We start from the raw sequence: 2000 nt of genomic DNA, 5'->3' as shown, positions 1-2000 counted from the left end.
GCCCTCGAGCTCGCCCGCCGCGGCGCACGGGTCGTGCTGGCCGGCCGGACCGCTGCGCGGCTCGAGGAGACCCGCGCCGCGATCGTCGACGAGGTCCCGGACGCCGAGATCGAGTCGCTCGTCGTCGACCTCTCCGACCTGTCCTCGGTACGCCGGGCCGCGGCTCAGGCGGCCGGCCTCGGCGCGATCGACGTGCTGGTCAACAACGCCGGCGTGATGGGCACGCCGTACCGTCGCACCGCCGACGGCCTCGAGCTGCAGATGGCGACCAACCACTTCGGGCCGTTCCTGCTCACCGGACTGCTGCTCCCCCAGCTGGTCGAGAGCGGCGCCGCCACCGTCGTCAGCGTGTCCTCGCAGATGCACCGCGTCGCGCGCTCCGCGCCGCTGGGCGACCCGCGTACCCAGCAGGGCCGCTACCAGCGCTGGCCGACGTACGGGCAGTCCAAGCTCGCCAACCTGCTGTTCACCTACGAGCTCGACCGGCGCGCCCGGCGGGCCGAGCTGCCGGTGCGCGCGCTCGCGGCACACCCGGGCTTCGCCGCCACCCACCTCGCCGCCAACGGGCAGTACGGCCGGGCCCGCGGCGGTCGGGCGACGATCCTCGACGCCGCGATCAAGGCGGTCTCGCCCAACCGCGCCGACCAGGGTGCGTGGCCCACGCTGATGGCGGCCACCGCGGACCTGCCGGGCGGCACGTACTGCGGCCCGAGCGGTCTCGCCGAGTGGGGCGGGACGCCGCACGTGACCACCAGCAACAAGCTGTCGCACGACGAGACCGCGCAGCGGCGGCTGTGGGAGATCAGCGAGGAGACCACGGGCATCCGCTACCCGTGATCCACGTCGACCCGCCCGAAAGTTTCGGGCGGGTCAACGCCGGTCGCGCACCCGCACCAGCCCACCGAGCACGGGGACGTACGCCGAGCGGCCCGGGCCGAGGGTGACCTCGCCACCGTGGTTGTCGCGCAGCACGCCCAGGCCGGTGCGCTCCGCCCAGAGCAGGCGGCCGGTGTCGAGGTCGAGCGCGGCGAGGTACCACGCGTCGACGCCGAGCCAGCTGTGCCGCTTCACGTAGGCGTACACGATCCCGTCGCGCACCGACACCGCCGGCACCCCGCTGGGCGCGTCCAGGTCGGTCGTCCACGCGACCCGGCACTCGCCGTCCGCCCCGTCGTCGAGCACGTCGACCCGCGCGATGCCCCGGTCGGTGGTGCGGCCGAGCACGGTCGCGAGCGGGCCGGTGTAGCCGTGGGCGTTCTGCACGACCACGCTGCCGCCCGCGGCGACCAGCCCGCCGTCCACCGCGCCCGCGTCGTCGTCGAAGACCTCGGTGCGGCACACCACGTCACCGGTGTCGGCGCGGTGGACCACGACCTGGAGGCGCGGGTCCCGGTTGTCGGCGACCGCGACCAGCCCCCCGTCCATCGGCACCGGCGCGGCGCCGCGCTCGCCCCCGCCGTCGTACGCCGAGCTCCACGCGAGCCGCGGCTCCGGCCCGTCGAGCACCAGCCGGTGCAGCGCGTCCGCGCCGGCGACGTACGCCCCGACGTCGTCGACGGCCAGCGGCCGGTCGACGGTGTCGCCGAGATCGACGGTCCGGACCTTCTCCCCCGTCACCACGCCCACCGTCCCCTCACGGGAGACGACCCACGTACGCCGGCCCTGCACCGCGAGCCCGGCCACGCAGTCGTCGTCGCCGAGGCCCAGCTCGACGGTCGCCTCGGTGGTGAGGTCCGCGTCACCCTCGGCGTCGGCGGTGCCGACCACGAGCAGCCGGTCGCGGCCCGCGACCACCACCCGGCCGTCGGCGTCGAGGTCGAACGCGGCCGGGCAGCCGCCGCGCGCCGGGAGGTCCTTGGTGGCGAGGCGCCGCAGGCTGCCGGAGTCGACCAGGCGCAGGACCGGGCGGTCGTCGCTGCCACAGACCGTCACCAGCCGGTCGTGGGCGCCGACCTCGAGCCGCCGGCAGTCGTCGAGCCCGTAGCCCTTGGTGGTCACGC

The 2000-nt window shown here is 75.9% G+C and carries 2 protein-coding genes; one reads left to right on the top strand and one right to left on the bottom strand.

The genetic code is table 11. From position 1 onward, the window contains the following. Positions 1-837, top strand: an 837-nt coding sequence (locus Q0L15_RS20850; protein ID WP_296606621.1) for an SDR family NAD(P)-dependent oxidoreductase, incomplete at its 5' end; no start/stop codon positions are given. Positions 838-870: 33 nt separating this feature from the next. Here the strand turns inward: Q0L15_RS20850 and Q0L15_RS20845 are convergent. Next, a partial coding sequence (locus Q0L15_RS20845) for a hypothetical protein (RefSeq protein ID WP_296606620.1) occupies positions 871-2000 on the bottom strand: 1130 nt, incomplete at its 5' end.

Source organism: Nocardioides sp. (assembly GCF_024509035.1).
Taxonomy (GTDB): domain Bacteria; phylum Actinomycetota; class Actinomycetes; order Propionibacteriales; family Nocardioidaceae; genus Nocardioides.
The sequence above is the reverse complement of the archived record's forward strand: the minus strand, read 5'-3'. Positions and strand labels throughout refer to the sequence as shown.